15 protein-coding genes and 1 tRNA gene are annotated in these 17561 nt (G+C 42.1%); 10 read left to right on the top strand and 6 right to left on the bottom strand.

Translation table 11 applies throughout. The features are described 5' to 3' along the window. Positions 1–146: 146 nt before the first annotated feature. Positions 147–1184, bottom strand: a complete 1038-nt coding sequence (selD, locus tag ACM2FC_RS16160) for a selenide, water dikinase SelD (protein ID WP_498481994.1) — start codon at positions 1182–1184, stop codon at positions 147–149. 207 nt (positions 1185–1391) lie between these two features. Here selD and ACM2FC_RS16155 point away from each other — a divergent pair. The 8 genes from ACM2FC_RS16155 to ACM2FC_RS16120 all read left to right on the top strand — a co-directional run bounded on the left by ACM2FC_RS16155 (position 1392) and on the right by ACM2FC_RS16120 (position 9196). After that, positions 1392–1483, top strand: a tRNA-Sec gene (locus tag ACM2FC_RS16155). A 92-nt stretch (positions 1484–1575) separates the two neighbouring features. After that, the gene (gene selA, locus ACM2FC_RS16150; RefSeq protein ID WP_498481993.1) at positions 1576–2979 is read left to right on the top strand and encodes an L-seryl-tRNA(Sec) selenium transferase; all 1404 of its coding nucleotides are present in this window, start codon (positions 1576–1578) and stop codon (positions 2977–2979) included. Positions 2980–3009: 30 nt separating this feature from the next. Further along, positions 3010–4842, top strand: a complete 1833-nt coding sequence (gene selB / locus ACM2FC_RS16145; RefSeq protein ID WP_498481992.1) for a selenocysteine-specific translation elongation factor — start codon at positions 3010–3012, stop codon at positions 4840–4842. Between the two features lie 134 nt (positions 4843–4976). Continuing rightward, positions 4977–5225, top strand: a complete 249-nt coding sequence (locus ACM2FC_RS16140) for a TIGR02647 family protein (protein ID WP_498481991.1) — start codon at positions 4977–4979, stop codon at positions 5223–5225. Positions 5226–5263: 38 nt separating this feature from the next. Then, entirely contained in the window at positions 5264–6112 is an 849-nt protein-coding gene (locus tag ACM2FC_RS16135) for an NAD(P)H-binding protein (RefSeq protein ID WP_498481990.1), read from the top strand. 256 nt (positions 6113–6368) lie between these two features. Next, on the top strand, positions 6369–7766 hold the full coding sequence (gene dacB, locus ACM2FC_RS16130) for a D-alanyl-D-alanine carboxypeptidase/D-alanyl-D-alanine endopeptidase (RefSeq protein ID WP_498481989.1): 1398 nt from the start codon (positions 6369–6371) through the stop codon (positions 7764–7766). A 124-nt stretch (positions 7767–7890) separates the two neighbouring features. Continuing rightward, the gene (locus tag ACM2FC_RS16125; RefSeq protein ID WP_498481988.1) at positions 7891–8721 is read left to right on the top strand and encodes a CPBP family intramembrane glutamic endopeptidase; all 831 of its coding nucleotides are present in this window, start codon (positions 7891–7893) and stop codon (positions 8719–8721) included. A gap of 118 nt (positions 8722–8839) precedes the next feature. Beyond that, complete coding sequence (locus tag ACM2FC_RS16120; protein WP_237362434.1) at positions 8840–9196, top strand: YibL family ribosome-associated protein; 357 nt, start codon at positions 8840–8842, stop codon at positions 9194–9196. 293 nt (positions 9197–9489) lie between these two features. Here the strand turns inward: ACM2FC_RS16120 and ACM2FC_RS16115 are convergent, their stop codons facing one another. Together ACM2FC_RS16115 and ACM2FC_RS16110 are read right to left on the bottom strand one after the other, a co-directional pair. After that, a complete protein-coding gene (locus ACM2FC_RS16115; protein ID WP_498481987.1) occupies positions 9490–9732 on the bottom strand; it encodes a hypothetical protein in 243 nt (80 codons plus the stop codon). A gap of 141 nt (positions 9733–9873) precedes the next feature. Further along, on the bottom strand, positions 9874–10773 hold the full coding sequence (locus ACM2FC_RS16110) for a DMT family transporter (protein ID WP_498481986.1): 900 nt from the start codon (positions 10771–10773) through the stop codon (positions 9874–9876). 126 nt (positions 10774–10899) lie between these two features. On the opposite strand from ACM2FC_RS16110, the gene ACM2FC_RS16105 reads away from it, so the two are divergent. After that, positions 10900–11643, top strand: coding sequence for an AraC family transcriptional regulator (locus ACM2FC_RS16105; RefSeq protein ID WP_498481985.1), 744 nt, complete (start codon positions 10900–10902; stop codon positions 11641–11643). Between the two features lie 65 nt (positions 11644–11708). Here ACM2FC_RS16105 and clpA read toward each other — a convergent pair whose 3' ends face one another. Both clpA and clpS read right to left on the bottom strand, forming a co-directional pair. Then, a complete protein-coding gene (gene clpA, locus ACM2FC_RS16100) occupies positions 11709–13976 on the bottom strand; it encodes an ATP-dependent Clp protease ATP-binding subunit ClpA (protein ID WP_498481984.1) in 2268 nt (755 codons plus the stop codon). 39 nt (positions 13977–14015) lie between these two features. Further along, positions 14016–14336 (bottom strand): ATP-dependent Clp protease adapter ClpS, encoded by a 321-nt coding sequence (gene clpS / locus ACM2FC_RS16095; protein ID WP_498481983.1) that lies wholly within the window; start codon positions 14334–14336, stop codon positions 14016–14018. Between the two features lie 472 nt (positions 14337–14808). On the opposite strand from clpS, the gene cspD reads away from it, so the two are divergent. Beyond that, on the top strand, positions 14809–15030 hold the full coding sequence (cspD, locus tag ACM2FC_RS16090) for a cold shock domain-containing protein CspD (RefSeq protein ID WP_237362440.1): 222 nt from the start codon (positions 14809–14811) through the stop codon (positions 15028–15030). 68 nt (positions 15031–15098) lie between these two features. On the opposite strand, the gene ACM2FC_RS16085 is transcribed toward cspD, so the two are convergent. Then, positions 15099–17327, bottom strand: coding sequence for an NADP-dependent isocitrate dehydrogenase (locus tag ACM2FC_RS16085; protein ID WP_498481982.1), 2229 nt, complete (start codon positions 17325–17327; stop codon positions 15099–15101). Positions 17328–17561 lie beyond the last annotated feature (234 nt).

The following is a 17561-nucleotide window of genomic DNA, read 5'->3' as shown; positions in this document are numbered from 1 at the left end:
ACCTATTTTCCACTACTTCATTCGTGATGAATTTAACTTGATACTTCAAATGGAAATCATTGCCATCACGAGTCTAACGTCCGCTGACGTAGTCCAAACCCGCACTTCGACTGAGCTGGTTTTATCTAAATTAAATAGCAATCACTCTATATAACTTCGATAAGGTGCGCCGAATTATCCTTTTCCACGAACTCCCCGACTTGCGCGACCTGCATATCGTTATCAGCAAGAAATGACTTCATTTGTTCGACATTCTCAGCCTTAACAGAAACGAGTAAACCACCCGAAGTTTGAGGGTCGCACAGTAGAGCTTTCTGCTCTGGAGTCAGTGCATTGATGTTATGGCCATAACTCGCGAAGTTTCTTTCGGTACCGCCTGGGAAGCAACCCATACCGATATAATCAAAAACACCTGGCATAGCGGGCACATCATTAAATTTCACGATTGCTGCAAGGTTAGAGCCTTGGCACATTTCAGTCAGGTGGCCCAGCAAGCCAAAGCCAGTTACGTCGGTCATTGCTGTTACGTAATCCAATTTGGCTAGCTCTTGACCCATGCTGTTTAACGTGCACATCCAATCACGTGCTACGCCGCGATGCTCAGGCTGCAGCTTAGATTGTTTTTCCGCGTGGCTAAGAACACCGATACCAAGGGGCTTGGTTAAGAAGAGTTTGTCACCGACTTTCGCACGGTTGTTACATTTTACGTTTTCGGTAGGAACAATACCTGTTACCGCCAAGCCGAATATCGGCTCTGGTGAATCTATAGAATGACCACCTGCTAGGCTAATACCCGCTTCTGCGCATGCTTGACGACCACCGTCCACCACTTGCTGAGCAATTTCAGCAGACAGTGTATTGATAGGCCACCCTAATATAGCGATAGCCATGATCGGCTTACCGCCCATGGCATAAATATCACTAATAGCATTCGTCGCTGCGATACGACCAAAGTCAGTCGGGTCATCAACGATAGGCATGAAAAAGTCGGTCGTACTAACAATGGAAGTCCCATTGCCCAAATCGTACACTGCGGCGTCATCTCGACTATCGTTGCCAACTAAAAGGTTAGGATCATGAAAAGGAGCGAGTTGGCTCTTTAGAATAGTGTCGAGAACCTTAGGAGAGATTTTACAACCACAGCCTCCACCGTGGCTATACTGGGTCAAGCGTATTGAAGGCATAGTACTTCCTATTCGTTATTTTTAGGAATTGAGTTTTATGTGGAGTACCTTAAATGTATGAGCTACAAAATGACTTGATAGAAATCAATATGTGATACGCAACACACAAGGATATAATTGCAACATAAGATTTCGAAATGTATGCAAATACGTAAAATGATTTAGATCAAAGAAATCGCGAGTGGGCTGGTCTAGCATGGCGGCCAAGGAATGAGATGGGGTCTGGTGGCCCTCTTGGTCTTCAAAACCGATGTAAGCTGAAAAAGCTTTGGTAGGTTCGATTCCTGCCTCTTCCGCCAAATTGCGCGTCACAACAGCGAAATCCTCTGTTACGATGTTTAGCTAGTCGATGTCCTATCTGCCTACCAAATGAGTAGTAAGGAAAACATTTGTGAACAGCGAAATTTCGTCCGATACCCTATCTCAAGAGCTACAGCGTCTACCTCAAGTAGAAAAACTGCTTCAATTGACTTGCTTAAAACCGTTTATTGAAGCGTTAAGTCGCCCAATTGTGACTGACCAAATCCGAGATGCGCTCGCATACCTACGCCAGTCAGACGAATTCAAGGTTCAGGGACATAAGTGTACGCAAGACCAGATCGAACATGAAATCCTAACGCGCTGCCAATCTCTATTAATGTGCCGCCAGCAGCACGTCATTAACGCGACAGGTATTGCAGTACATACAAACCTTGGCCGCTCTCCGATACACAAAAAAATCTGGGACAAAATTACTGACGTCAACACTGGATATTGTAACTTAGAGCTTGATTTAGCCACGGGTAAACGGGGTATGAGAAATGGTTTGATTTCAAGGCTCGTACAAAGTTGGATTGGTGCGGACCACACAATCGTAGTCAACAATAATGCAGCTTCTGTGCACTTAATGCTAATGGCTCTTGCCAAGGGTAAAGAAGTCATTATTTCACGTGGCGAGCTAGTCCAAATTGGGGGTGGTTTTCGCATACCTGACATCATTGCGATGGCAGGCTGTACCCTAGTTGAAGTTGGCACCACCAACATCACTACAGTAGATGATTATTTAAACGCTATCACTGAAAACACGGCTGCCGTGCTACTGGTCCATCAATCTAACTTTTCAATTGAAGGCTTTACAAGCACGCCAGATATGCGGGAGCTTGCTGAAAGGTTACCTGCGCACGTTCGATTGCTTGTTGACCAAGGCTCTGGCCTATCGAATGAAACGTACGCTCAAGAAGAAAAATCAATCCGTCAATACCTAAATTCTGGGGCAGATATTGTCTGCTTCTCAGGTGACAAAATTTTAGGTGGACCGCAAGCTGGGCTTATTGTCGGTGAACAAGATTTACTTAATACACTCGCTAAGCACCCAATGATGAGAGCCTTTCGTCCAGGTCGCGTTACCCTCTCGCTGCTCGAAGAGCTGTTAATTGAAAAGTTAAACCGAACCGAAGCTGGAAAAGGTATTGCCGAGCGGGTTATCCTAGCGTTAAGTGACGTGAATAATTGGACACAAAATCTTGTACAGAAGTGGAGCAAATTTGCAACTCTCGTATCTGTAGACAGCCAAGTCGGCGGCGGCTCTATCCCTTATGAACGCTACCCTAACCAAGGTATCGCTTTTTCTCTTCCTGGAAGTGCGCAAAAACACCTCGATGCGCTGAGAAATATGCCAACGCCCATCATAGGATATATACGCCAAGAGCAGCTGATGCTGAATCTTTCTACCATTCTTGAACAAGACAAGCCAATACTCGTCGAGCAACTGTCGAGCTACTTGGATAAAGTTTCACAGGGACAACGCACACAATAACTAAAATCAATAATTGCATGAGATCCACCCATGAATGTTAGTCAAACTTCCAACCTTCCTAAAAGCAATTCCATTATTGGATTAGCAGGCCATGTGGACCATGGTAAAACCACTCTGATTAAAGCCCTTACTGGCATCACAACTGCTCGCCCACATGAACAAAAGCTTGGCATGACTCAAGATTTGGGCTTTGCTCATCTTGACGATGGATGTGGCAACATGATCGGCATAGTTGATGTCCCAGGTCACGAGCGTTATTTACGCAACATGGTTGCGGGTGTTTGGCATATCAACGTACTTCTTCTCGTCATTTCAGCTGAAGAAGGCTGTATGCCAATGACACTCACTCATACTCAGATCGCAACCGCAATGGGTGTTGAAAGAATTGTAGTTTGCATCAATAAATGTGACAAGGTCACAAAAAAGCAGCTTGAAGAAGTTGAAGAAACCGCACTTGAAACCATCATGGATATCTCTGGTATCGTACCAGAGGTCGTTTGTGTTAGTGCTATCACTGGGGAAAATATAGAACAACTGAAAGCGATCCTTATTGAGCAGTCTCGCTTAGCCGTTACACCCTTAGAACCGGTAGATCCCTCTCCAGCACCTGTTATTTATGTGGATCGAGTTTTCGTCGTCAATGGTGTCGGAACAATTGTAACGGGTACTTTAACTCAAGGTGCTCTGAAAATCGGTGACAAATTGCATTGCGAGCCAGCAAAGGTCACTGGCCAAGTTCGCTCATTACAGACCTACCATCAACAGGTAGATGAAGTCTACCCTACCAGCCGTGTGGCGATTAATGTTAAAGGGTTGAGTCGCAAGCAAGTTCAGCGCGGAGATCTTCTGTTTGGCCCTGAAGCGCCAGTAAACTTGCAACAGCAATGCATAATTAGAGTAAAAACCCTAGGTGAAGCAGCAACTTCAAAACTAAAGAACAAGCAGATAGAAGTCGCCACCGGCAGTTGGCACGGAGTAGCTCGCTATATTCCGCTGCCAGACAAGCAACTTGCTAGGCTCGTCTTTGATGCCCCTATTCCACTCTATTTTGGTCAGCGAATTCTACTCATTCCAAAAGGCAATAACGAGTGTGTCACAGTCGGTGAAATGATTTGGGATCAAACGATTCCAAAACACCAGAAACGCGATATATATGACCAGTTAGAAGAGCTACCGACTGATCTTTCAAGCCATGCACAGCTCGATATGTTACTCAATTTACAAGGCTATTATCGAAAAGAACTCGCTGACTCTGGGGCCCGTGAGAGTGAGCTCACCCTTGATAACTATGTAGTCAACAAAGATTGGTTTGAAAACACTAAACAGCGAATCCTTGCCGCACTCGATGAAAAACGTTCAATTAGTAGCAACGAGTTATCATACTCGCTAAAAGTTGAAAAAGAAGTGTGTGACATCGTGCTACAGAGTCTCAAGAAAGCTCAAAAGATTCATTTGAATACGGGACTTTGGCACATCGGAGATGGCAACAGTGAAGACGACTTACCTGAACCAGCAAGAAAGATATTAGAACATGCCCGTGAAATGGGACGTAATGGTTTAGAGTTAAACAAGGTCGATTTAGGCAAAGATAAAAAATGGTTACGTCAACTCACACACTCAAAATTTATTACTGCGATTGATGAGAATATCTACTTTGATATGGGCGTTTATCACGACCTAGTCAAAACGATCATCGGTGACAAACAGGCGAAAGACACCACTTCTATTCAAGAAATTAAACAACTCACAAATCTAAGTCGAAAATACGCCATCCCACTTGCGAATCGAATGGAGAAAGATGGTTGGATGAGGAGAGAAGATGAAGTTCGAATTATTCTGAAGCCGTGGACTCAAGACAAGTGACCCTTCGGAAAGATAAACCTTTTACCGAACTTTTTGTTTCACAGACCATAATTCGAGTTAACTGGTAGTTATGCGCTGTAAAAGCTGTCATGATGTAAATACTATTAAGCTGCAAAAAAAATCAAGGACACTACATGAAATTTACTAAAGCGCACTTAGATGAACTCAATTTGCTTTTGCAATTTGATTTAAGCAGTGCAGCTACGGGTATAAAAGTACACAAAGACGCACCAGAAGAGACATTGCATGCGGTGCAAAGGTTATTCGAAAAAGGTTTATGTACTCTTCCTGATGGAGGTTATCTAACCGACGAAGGCATCGAATTAACTGAGCACATCGAACGTGTTGTCCGCTTTATGACTTCTCAAACAAAGCTACACTAAATCAATCAAGTTACTGATTCTCAATAATGGATTGGCCAATGACGACGATCACTGTCCTTGGTGCTGGGTGGCTAGGAAAGCCACTGGCACTTCACCTTAAATCCCTAGGGCACAAGGTTTTTGCCAGCAAAACCACACAGCAAGGAGTACAAGAACTCGCGGTGCTTGGTCTAAGTGGGTTTCAGTATCAACTTACCCCAGAAGACGATTCACTTCATCCCATTTTAAATGAGCAAAACTGTGACATCCTGATCGCCGCCTTTCCCCCTGGAATGCGTTCAGAGACGAAAGGAAAAGACTATGCTAAAAAATGGCAACGCTTAATCCAGCAAGCAAAGCGCACCTCTGTAAAAAAAATCATTATGGTAAGCTCGACTTCGGTATACCCAAACATAGCGCGAGATTGCATTGAAGAGGACGCATTTTATTCACTCAGCCTAGGAAATGAGCTGTTCTCAGAAGGAGCAAAGCAAATACTCAAAGCAGAGCAACACCTTCTTGATTCAGGTATAAATTACAGCATTGTAAGATGTAGTGGCCTAATGGGCCCAAATCGCCACCCTTCCCGCTTTGTACGCCACTTAAAGGTAGTTAGTCAGTCTGCACCTGCAAACATGATTCACCTAGAAGATGTGATTGGCAGCATCGAGTTTTTGATCGCATCCGAGAAAAATACTGTAGTGAATGCAACCACACCTAAAACTGTCACCAAAGCGGTGTTTTACAAACATGCAATCGAAACAACTGGCGCACCATATGTACTACCAACCATTATCGATGCGCCAGACAAAAGGATAATGGCAGACAAATTACAATCCCTTGGCTATCGGTTTAAGTACACACACATTATCGAGGCTTTAGACGCGATACCTTTCTCTGCTAATTAGAGTTAAGAAAAAAGCGACCTAAATGGGCGCTTTGATATACATAGAAAGCACTTACCTCCATATAGATTGCCAAAAATATTTCTATAATAAGCTTGGGAACGGCAGAATTTGCGCCCATATTAAGCGTGTATTTTGTAAAAAGGGGCTCATATACAGAACGATACATATTGCACTAAATTAACAGTCTCGTCATTGATGCCTACTTATCTAAGGTGATAAAAAATATATTAGTTTATTTTTTTATGAGCATATAAAAATGCTAAAGTGGCTCCTAACAATTATTGCTTTATTCCCTCTCGGGTACGGATACTGCCAAAGTTTTACGTATGATTTAAATCACCTAATCAAACAGAACAAGAATCCTGACATCGGTATATCCATTGTCGATATAAAATCTGGAAAATCGCTTTACAATAAAAATTCCCAAAAATACTTTATTCCAGCGAGTAACATGAAGTTACTGACCGCTGCAGCATCGCTATATGTATTGGGGCCCAATTATACCTTCACGACCCGAGTACTAGCGAACAGAAAACAAATTCACAATAGTACACTTACTGGTAACTACTACATCTCATTTTCTGGAGACCCGTCACTAACTGCAAATCAACTTCAGAATTTAATCAAAACGTCAAAAGTTAAGGCAATTTCAGGAAATATTTACATAAAAAGCCCTTTCGATGGTGTGACTGTACCTGCTGGGGTAACAAGTGACGATCTACAATGGGGGTATGCTGCGCCTGTTACTGGCTATAACCTAAATCAAAACCAATATAGTGTTACTGTCATACCATCCGATAAAATTGGGCAGCGTGCTACTCTTAAATCAACCGGAGAATATAGCCCAATTTTACATGGAAAAATTGTTACTGAAGCAGAGAAAGAGTGCCCATCTAATGTACACCTCTACTATACGAGACAATATTTTTTAGAGGGTTGTGTACGACCAAAAAATATACCCTACATTATGAACCTCTCAATAACAAATAATCGAGAAAATCTGGTAAGTACGATAAAAAAATTTTTAAAAGAGAGTAATGTAAGTTTTCAAGGAAATATTATTTTTGTAAAAAATTTTCCTCACAACTTGAACATATTAGTCAGTCATAATTCAAAGTCGTTGTCAGAAATATTGGCCAATATTCCTGAGCAATCAGAGAATTTATACTTAAACGCCATAACCAAGACAATGGGCGTCAAATTTTCGCATGGAAGAAATGGCAGTTTTACTACTGGCATAAACGCATTAGTCCAAACATTAAACACTCATACAGACTTGAGCCTAAAAAATACTAACTTTGCTGATGGAGCTGGTATTTCTATTTATGACCGAGTTAAGCCGATGCAAATAACGCAGATATTACGCAGCATTTTAAAAGATCAAAAATTGAGTCCATTTTATAAGCCATTTTTGTCGGTATCTTGTAAAACCGGTGCGTTAAAGCACAGACTTTGCTCACCGGGTGTTAAAAACAATGTAATCGGCAGAATCGGAGGAATGCCCCGTTCAGGAGTTTCATCGATATCGGGAATGGTGACGACCTATAAAAAACATCATATTTTATTTTCTATCCTGATCAACGGCTCTTTGAATATAGGTAGTGCGGAGAAGCTTCAGAACCAAATAGTACAAACAATATATAGTCAGCTATGACGCTTAACCTGACCATACCTATCCAAGTATGTTGAGCAAAAATCTTATATATTAGTTAGTTAGTTGCGAACCTAGATCAACTATGGCAGATTAATATGCACTCTTTGTTCTATAAGGTCTAACCATGTACCTCGACTATAACCTTTGGATTTGGGCACTGCTTGCCCTAGCTATCATCGTCGCATTTTTAGGGCAACGAGAGCTCGCAATCGGTACCGCTGTCGCCGTTGTTATTGCAGGCTTTTTTACCGACAAAATAAGCTATGTGGGGGTGATTTATTCCTTGTTGGGTTTTGCTGTTGCTTCTCTCATTCCAAAAACTCACAAGATAAATCGCTTGCTGTGTATCGCGTTATTGATTGCTTGGTGTTCAGCACTTTTTTTCCATATCGTACCAGGATTTCACAACTTAAAAGTACTGGATCAGGTCATTGCTAAGCCACATAGCACACCATTTACCATGTACCTAAACCTAGATAAGCCGTTAATTTTCTTTGCCTTATTAATTGCCTTTCCGCGATTACTAGGTAGTGGCGCTAAGCCAAATAATAAAGCCATTATCGCTACGGTCATACCATTGTTCGCTTTACTTCTTGTTGCCCAATGGCTTGGGGCAATTAAGCCAGAGTTTGCGATACCTTCATGGTGGTGGCTATTTGCGTTAAATAATTTACTTCTCACCTGCGTCGCCGAAGAAGCTTTCTTCCGAGGTTTTTTGCAAAGAGAAATAGGCCGTAAACTAGGGTGGATTGCGGGATTACTGATAGCCAGTATTGTGTTCGGCCTTGCGCACTTTGCAGGGGGCTTAACGCTAATGATCTTTGCTGGATTGGCAGGACTTGGCTACGGACTGGTGTTCTATTTCAGCAACCGTTTATGGGCTGCAGTTGTAGTGCATTTCTTGTTTAATTTTGTCCATTTGGTCTTTTTTACTTACCCGGCATTGGCTAAGTAATGACTATTCAAATGACCCGCAGCAACTGCTGAAAATGTTAAAGTAAACTATATTTGAATGCTAGGGCCGCTTTGTGTGATATACTCCGCGTCCATATTTTGCGAACAATAGGCCTACCATGAGTGTAAAAAATGAAATTCAGCAGTTAAGTAACCGCTTAGACAAATGTAAGAATAAACTTGAAGCTGCAAAATCTCGTGGTGATCAGCCAATGATTAGCAAATTTACTGACGAGGTTGATCAACTTAGCAAAAAGGTGTCTCAACTAAAACATAAGCAAAGTTACACACTGAATAAAGAGCGTAAAGCCTTACTGGATATGCCATTTTCTCGTGAAATCACTAAAGAAGAACAAGCAGATATGGGCAAACTGAAGAAATCTGTAAAAGGGTTAGTGGTTGTTCATCCAATGACCAAGTTAGGTAAAGAACTTCGCTTAGATGTAATGACGGGTTTCGCTCCGAAGAAGTTCTAATACCTTTTTAGTCAATATAGCTTACTTAAAGGCGGCTCTAGCCGCCTTTGCTCTATCTGACATTATTTAGAATAAAAGAGTCAGTGGCTATTGGACGGTTTTATATTTAATAACCCTGTCTCGACCATCATTATGGCATGTAATATTTAGTCGAGATTTCACATTACATTCGGACAATAAATAGTAATAAAGCGGAATGTTGAGTAAGAATATATAGAAAGGTAGCTGCCAGTAAGAGTTAATTTTAAAAGTGTGCTGAAAGGTTAAGTCCTTCTACCCTTCATAATTAGTCACTAACGCTTGTTGTTGAATTTATAAGGCTCACGTTTTTTGTATTCATCATAGCTGACACCCATAAACACAAGCAAAGCAGTCACAACTACCTGAGTATAAAATACGTCACCATGCACTTGTTGAAACACCAAATAAATCAAATTGACGAAAAACAGTACACCCCATACCCAAATCGGCACACGATTGAGTTTCGTTGACTGAATGACTCGGTAGAATATTTCTTGTATCGGGTTTCTAGTCATAGCTTCTCTACCTCTAACTGGATAAAACTGTTAGCTAACGACTATACACCTGCACTCCATTGAAGTGGATGTTTAAAGGCAAGCATTTACAAGCAATAAAATACCGAAAATGACGTGTTACAAAAAATGCCTTTCATAACATTATGATGTTTTATTTAAGCCATACTCGCGTAGCTTGTCTTGAGGAACCTGAGTTAACGCGACACCACAAATTATCATCACGGCCGCTATCAATTGGATTTCAACCATTCTCTCTCCCAATATAAAATAGGCTAGAACAGCACTAATAATTGGCATTAAATTTATAAAAACGGATGCTTTTGGCGCACCTAATACCGCAATACCCCTCATCCAAAAATACGGTGCCCCCAGTGACGCTAATACTCCTGCGTATCCAATTAGACCAATCGCATTTGCGTGAATCTCAAATTCTCCATTAGTTAGATAAAACGGCAGAAGTATTAACACCGCAGACAAAACCTGAACATTGAGGGACACCCAAACTGGTAGCCGGATTTTTTGTTCCCAATGTTTAAGTAATAAGCTATATATGGAATAGCAAAAAACAGCTAAGCCCATCCAGCCATCACCAATTTGAAGGTGCTCATGAAACAGCTCAAGCGGTGAACCTTTGCAGATAAATACCATGACTCCCAGCAAAGAAATAATGGCCCCTATAATTCCAACAAAATGCAGCTTGTTGCGAAAAAGCAATCCACCAAGTAACAATGTGTAAACAGGTAAAAGACCTTGCATCACACCGGATTTGGTTGCGGTAATAGTGTGCGCTGCAAAATAAGCGAAGCTCGGATAAAGCACCATACCAAAAGCCCCTAGCACCGCTAGACGCCACAATTGGCTAGTCAGATGTTCTCGATTATTAGCAATAGCTCGCCAACATAAAGGAGTCAGGATAAGAGCAGCAAGCGCCCAACGATAAAAAGAAATCGAAATTGGAGACACAACACCGGCAGCCATTTTGTTCACTAGCATATTCCCAGACCAGATGAACACAGAGATTAGAGGGAAAAAAGGTTGCATAAAGAGTTCCAACGTCGAATTAGTTGGCATAGGTTACACTGACTGATAGCCCACGTATAATGAATGTAAGACAGCCCATTGGTAAATTCGGACAACATAATGAATTGCTATCCGCCGATCATAAATATGACTAAACCACTTTGTTTTCAGTTTGAAGATTTTGAATTGGTGTCGGAATGCCCTAAGCACTCTCATTCTTGGGGACAGTTTAATACTATTGACCAAGGTGTTGCTGAGATAATTATCGAAGACAAGTTACTCATTGCACCAAGTGAATATGGGATTTGGATCCCTGCTGAAACAGAGCATGCAAGCTTATACAAAAAGGCACATAAATATTGCTCTATTTATATAGAACCTGAACTTTCACAATCCATGCCAAGTAAGCCTTGTATTTTAGCCATTGAGCCTTTAACACGCAGCATCATCAATCAATTTATTCATTGGAATAAAAATCATATCAATACGCCAAGGGAGATTCGGTTAGCCCGCGTGTTACATGACCAACTTACTTCAGCTTCGTATATGTCTGAATATCTACCAAGTAGCGAAGATAAACTTTTAAAACCTATACTTAACGCCTTAAAGCTAAACCCTGGAGACAAGCGGACGCTAAAGCAGTGGGCTGAATCTGTATTTTCGACAGAGAGAACCCTTTCTAGAAGATGTAATAAGCTACTTGGCATGTCATTCAATGAGTGGAAGCAAAGGCTACTCTTTGTCTCAGCCTTGCAATTACTAAAGCAATCCCTCTCCGTTCAGGAGGTAGCTTTTGAGCTTGGGTATTCCTCTTCTTCTGCATTTATTGCAATGTTCAGGAAACACGCAGGGAGCTCTCCTGAGCAATATAGTCAACGCTGGAAAAAGTAATATTGTGTTTTAGGCATAAAAAAGCCAGAGCAGATATGCTCTGGCTTTTAGTTGATAAGTTATTCCTAGTTAAAAGCTTCTTCTTTCGTGCCCAAGTACTCGAATTTGAGCTCTTCGCCATCCATGGACACTTTCACCGTTCCGCCATTCACTAACACTCCAAACAGCAGCTCGTTAGCAAGTGGTTTTTTGACCTGTTCCTGAATGACACGTCCCATTGGTCGAGCACCCATAGTTTTGTCATACCCTTTAACAGCTAGCCAAGCTCGAGCATCTTGTGACACTTCCAGTGAAACACCTCTTGCATCCAACTGTGCTTGCAATTCAACGATGAATTTATCAACGACTTGATTGATAACCTCTTCATTCAAGCTATTGAACCAGATAACGTTATCTAAACGGTTTCTGAATTCAGGTGTGAAGACTTTCTTGATTTCCGACATCGCGTCATGGCTATTATCTTGCTGGATAAGACCAATCGATTGTTTCTCAGTTTCTTGAACCCCCGCGTTGGTGGTCATCACTAAGATAACGTTACGGAAATCTGCTTTGCGACCGTTATTGTCAGTCAATGTACCGTTATCCATTACTTGAAGTAACAAGTTAAAGATATCTGGATGTGCTTTTTCAATTTCATCCAGTAGTACTACCGAGTGAGGGTGTTTAATTACGGCGTCCGTTAGTAAGCCACCTTGGTCGTAACCTACATAACCTGGAGGAGCACCGATTAGACGGCTGACTGAGTGGCGTTCACCATACTCGGACATATCAAAGCGAAGTAGTTCAATACCGAGCAACTTGGACAATTGCACTGTGACCTCAGTTTTACCAACACCGGTTGGCCCAGCAAATAAGAATGAACCAACGGGTTTATTCTCTTCCCCTAAACCCGCGCGAGTTAGCTTAATTGCTTCACTCAACGCATCGATAGCAGCATCTTGTCCGAACACCAACATCTTCATCTTCTCATTCAGATTCTGAAGAATATCTTTGTCTGAAGAAGACACCGATTTCTCTGGGATACGAGCCATCTTCGCAACCATGGCTTCGATATCTGACACTCCCACAGTTTTCTTGCGCTTACTCGCTGGAACTAAACGGCAGCGCGCGCCCGCTTCATCAATGACATCAATTGCTTTGTCTGGCAAGTGACGTTCATTAATATACTTGGCAGATAACTCAACAGCAGCACGAAGCGCTTTGTTCGTGTATCTCACTTCATGGTGAGCTTCGTATTTCGGTTTAAGTCCCATCAAAATCTTGGTTGTGTCATCAAGCGATGGTTCAACAATATCGATTTTTTGGAATCGGCGAGAAAGTGCGCGCTCTTTTTCAAAAATGTTGCTGTATTCTTGATAAGTCGTCGAGCCAATGCAGCGAAGCTTGCCACCGCTTAACAACGGTTTAATTAAGTTAGCAGCATCCACTTGCCCGCCAGAAGCTGCACCGGCACCGATAATGGTGTGAATCTCATCAATAAACAAGATTGCGTCTTCTTCTTTTTCGAGCTGCTTGAGGATCGCTTTAAAACGTTTCTCAAAATCACCGCGATATTTTGTTCCCGCTAGAAGCGAACCAATATCGAGAGAATAAATCACACTGTTTTGGATGATTTCCGGCACTTGCCCTTCGACGATACGCCATGCAAGACCTTCAGCAATAGCCGTTTTACCAACCCCTGCTTCACCCACAAGGAGAGGATTATTCTTACGGCGACGACAAAGCACTTGAACCGTTCTTTCCAGTTCTTTGTCACGGCCAATCAATGGATCGATATTTCCTTGCTTTGCAAGCTGATTAAGATTGGTCGCAAAACTCTCAAGGCGTTCTTCGGAATTACCTTCTTCAACACTTTCGTTGCCAAAAGATTCTGAAGACGGCTCTTCATTTGAGCTAGACGCTTTGGTTATTCCGTGGGAGATGTAGTTGACAATATCCAGACGGCTAATGTCGTTCTTCTTCAAAAGGTACGCAGCATGTGACTCTTGCTCACTAAAGATTGCAACAAGTACATTTGCCCCTGTTACTTCGTTGCGGCCAGAAGATTGAACATGGAAAACAGCGCGTTGAAGAACTCTTTGAAAGCTTAATGTTGGTTGTGTTTCACGACTTTCGTCGTTTTCTGGAATAAGTGGTGTGGTTTGATCGATAAAGACGTCAAGTTCTTGACGAAGCGAATCTAAGTCTGCTTGGCAGGCATGCAGAGCCTCTCTAGCGGCATCATTTTCAAGTAACGCTAGTAGGAGGTGTTCGACGGTCATAAACTCATGTCTTTTGTCCCTGGCACGTGCAAACGCGCCATTTAGACTCGACTCTAACTCTTTATTTAGCATAAGTACCTCCTCTAAGAACGATCTCATAGCTAATGAGATCTAGGCTTGCTCCATTGTACAAAGTAGCGGGTGCTCATTTTCCCTTGAGTACGCCGTAACTTGAGCTACTTTTGTTTCTGCAACCTCAGCAGTATATGTGCCACAAATTGCCTTACCTTCATAATGCACCTTGAGCATTATTTGTGTCGCTTGATCGATATCCTTAGAAAAAAAACGCTCTAGGATCTCGATAACAAAGTCCATCGGGGTGTAATCATCGTTGTTTAACACAACGTTATACATAGCCGGCGGCTTAACTTTGGTCTTTTCTTTCTCCAGTAAATCTGAGTCTGGAGATACCCATTCAAAATGCTTGCTCATGGTTAATAGTATTATTCAACGTGTTGATCGGCCATATTTTATCACGTCATTGTGACGGGTGTTTCACTATCCATTTTTAATTGGATAAGAAACGGTCAGCCATAAAAACACCTCTTACTTAGAGCCTAATGCAGCAATTGTTCGACTGCAAATTAAAGAGAGAGATCGGTGTAACACCTTCATCGAATCGCTGACTACGAAATCTCATTTTCCTAATTCAGCTAACAAATTGCAATCATGAAACTCGTAAGCGGTTACATATTTGTTATCAAAAAAACTTGACTTATTTACAAATATGTAGATTTTAATGCATTTTTTCTATTGACTGTTGCAAATCATTGACTACATTGGTCAACATGGTGAGTATAATTTGTGCAAATGTTTTGCCAAAAATTATCACTAGATCAAATTCAACATATTGAGTTTATCTTTGCAACAGCTTCAGTAACAATATGCATGAGGGATGTATAGCATGGCGACAGGTACAGTAAAATGGTTTAACAATGCCAAAGGATTCGGTTTTATCTGCCCTGAGGGGGAAGATGGAGACATCTTTGCACATTACTCGACCATACAAATGGATGGGTATCGAACTCTGAAGGCTGGTCAACAGGTTTCTTACGAGGTAGAACAAGGCCCTAAAGGCTATCACGCAAGCTCCGTAGTCCCCATCGAAGGTCAAGCAACGAAGTAAATACAGTCCCTTAAAACAATGACCCGCCAGAAACCTGACGGGTCAGAATCTTCCTTAAATTCTCAAAACTAAGACTTGCTAATGATATTATTAAGCGTATTGCTCGGTCTCATTAATGCTGACGCTAGACTATCATTTGGCGCGTAGTATCCGCCCAACTCACCACGAACACCTTGCGCATCGTTTAACTCAGCAACGATCTTATCTTCCTGCTGTGCTAACGCCTTAGCAATTGGAGCAAACTCATTCGCCAGTTCTTGATCGACATTTTGCTCTGCTAATGCTCTCGCCCAGTACGAAGCCAAGTAGTAGTGACTTCCCCTATTATCCAACTCGCCTACCTTACGTGAAGGTGATTTATTGTTGTCTAGAAACTCACCTGTCGCTTTGTCTAACGAGTCAGCCAAAACTTGAGCCTTAGTATTACCCGTAGATTGACTTAGGTGCTCCAGAGAAGCTGCCAGAGCGAGGAACTCCCCTAGCGAATCCCAGCGCAAGTGGTTTTCTTTCTCGACCTGCTGAACATGTTTCGGTGCAGAACCACCAGCGCCAGTTTCAAACAAACCACCGCCATTCATGAGTGGAACAATAGAAAGCATTTTTGCAGAAGTACCCAGTTCTAAAATTGGGAACAAATCAGTTAGGTAATCTCGCAATACGTTACCTGTCACTGAAATCGTATCTAAACCATCTTTAATACGAGATAGTGAGTACTCACATGCTTCAATCGGTGCGAGTATTTTGATCTCTAGTCCGTTGGTATCGTGATCTGCCAGATAAGTGTTTACTTTCTTTATTAGCTGCACGTCATGAGCACGGTTTTGGTCTAGCCAAAAGACAGCCGGAACACCAGTCGCACGAGCGCGATTCACGGCTAGCTTAACCCAATCTTGAATTGGCGCATCTTTAACCTGACACATACGGAAGATATCGCCTTCTTCAACAGGCTGCTCAAGCAATACAGCATCCGAAGAATCAACCACTCGAACCGTTCCAGAAGCCTCTAGAATAAAGGTTTTATCATGTGAACCATATTCTTCTGCTTTTTGAGCCATCAAGCCTACGTTTGGCACGCTACCCATAGTTGTTGGGTCGAATGCACCGTGCTCTTTACAGAAATCGATAACCGCTTGATAGATGCCTGCATAGCTACGATCAGGAATCATTGCTTTAGTGTCTTTTTGCTTACCATCTGGACCCCACATTTGACCAGAAGAACGAAGCATAGCCGGCATTGAAGCATCTACAATGATGTCACTTGGTACGTGAAGGTTGGTGATACCTCGGTCGGAATCAACCATAGCAAGTGGTGGTTGCGTCTCGTAAACAACTTGCAATGCAGACTCAATTTCGGCTTTTTTATCTGCTGGAAGAGCTGCAATTTTCGCGTAAACGTCACCAATGCCATTATTAACATCTACACCTAGCTTGTCAAACTCAGCGCCGTACTTGTCGAATACATCTTTGTAATACACTTTAACTGCATGACCGAAGATGACTGGATCTGATACCTTCATCATGGTCGCTTTCATGTGCAAAGAGAGCAAAACATCTTGCTTTTTCGCATCTGCAATTTCTTTTTCAAAGAAAGCCACCAACGCAGCCTTATTCATGACAGAAGCATCAATGATTTCTTTGTCTTGCAGTGGAAAGGCTTTTTTCAACTCTTTCACAGAACCGTCTTGTGCAACGAACTCAATGTGTACATCGGTTGCACCATTCACGGTTACGGATTTTTCACTGCCGAAGAAATCCTTTCCATCCATGCTAGACACATGCGATTTGGAATCAGAAGCCCAAGCACCCATCGAATGAGGGTTTTTCTTCGCGTAGTTCTTAACTGATAGCGGTGCGCGACGATCAGAATTACCTTCACGTAATACTGGGTTTACTGCACTACCTTTGATTTTATCGTAGGTGGTTTTGATCGCTTCTTCGTCATAGGTGCTTGGCTCTTCAGGATACTCTGGAAGGTCATATCCTTTCCCCTGAAGCTCTTTAATAGCGGCTTTTAACTGTGGAATTGAAGCTGAGATGTTTGGTAGCTTGATAATGTTCGCTTCAGGTGTTTTCGCTAAGTCACCTAATTCTGCTAGTGCATCACTGATTCTTTGATTTTCTTTTAAATGCTCAGGGAAGTTTGCAATAATACGCCCGGCAAGAGAAATATCTCGAGTTTCAACCTCTATTCCTGAAGAAGCAGTAAACGATTGAATGATCGGTAGCAGCGAATAAGTTGCTAACGCTGGTGCTTCATCAGTAATGGTGTAGATAATTGTAGGTTTTTCTGTAGGCATGAAGTTTCCCTATTGATCTTGCAGCATCAAACTTTCTTTTGTTGCAGGTGAATGTCTAAGGGCGAATGCTAATTGTTGAATTACCATTGGCCGACAATCGGTTCACTTTTAAAGACTGGACTTTGATACGTTGAGCGACATCAGAGCCAAGCCGTAAATATTTTATAATTAAACAAACTAGGACAATAGTCTATCATCTTGTGCGTTAATCGCGCTTTTTGGCGCGAGCATTCT

The organism is Vibrio sp. A37 (assembly GCF_059777565.1).
This window is presented reverse-complemented; position numbering and strand designations above follow the sequence as displayed.